This window comes from Arhodomonas sp. KWT (assembly GCF_010993615.1).
This window is the reverse complement of the sequence record NZ_WNXE01001025.1, coordinates 1-586: the sequence shown is the minus strand read 5'-3', so window position 1 is coordinate 586 and position 586 is coordinate 1. Positions and strand designations below refer to the sequence as shown.

General features: G+C 74.2%; 1 pseudogene. It reads left to right on the top strand.

Annotation, left to right across the window (positions count from 1 at the left end):
* Positions 1–586 (top strand): annotated as a pseudogene (locus G7A99_RS23935) (exodeoxyribonuclease V subunit gamma); the annotation flags it as partial.

Below are 586 nucleotides of genomic sequence, written 5' to 3'. Positions count from 1 at the left end.
TGGACGCCACCGCCGCGGCGGGCTTCGACGAGCCCCTGCCGCCGGCCACCCTGCGCGCCCACCTGCTCGACGCCCTGGAAGGCGACGGCCAGCAGGGCGGCTACCTCACCGGGCAGGTGACCTTCTGCGCCATGGTGCCCATGCGCAGCGTGCCCTTCGAGGCGGTCTGCCTGATCGGCCTCAACGACCAGGACTTCCCCCGCCAGGGCCCGACCATGGCCTTCGACCTCATGGCCACGGAGGGCCGCCGCCCCGGCGACCGCAGCCTGCGCGAGGACGACCGCTACCTGTTCCTGGAGGCCCTGCTCTCCGCCCGCTCACGGCTGTACGTGAGCTACGTCGGGCGCAGCATCCGCGACGACAGCGAGCGCCTGCCCTCGGTGCTGGTCAACGAGCTCTGCGACAGCCTGGACCGCACCTTCACCGCCCCGGACGGGCACCCGGCCAGCGCGTCGCTGCTCACCGAACACCCGCTGCAGCCCTTCAGCGCCCGCTACAGCGGAGACCCGGAGGCCGCGGTGTTCAGCTACGCCGACGACTGGCTGCGCCCGGCCGGCGGCGGGGACACCGGCGACAGCGCCCCCGC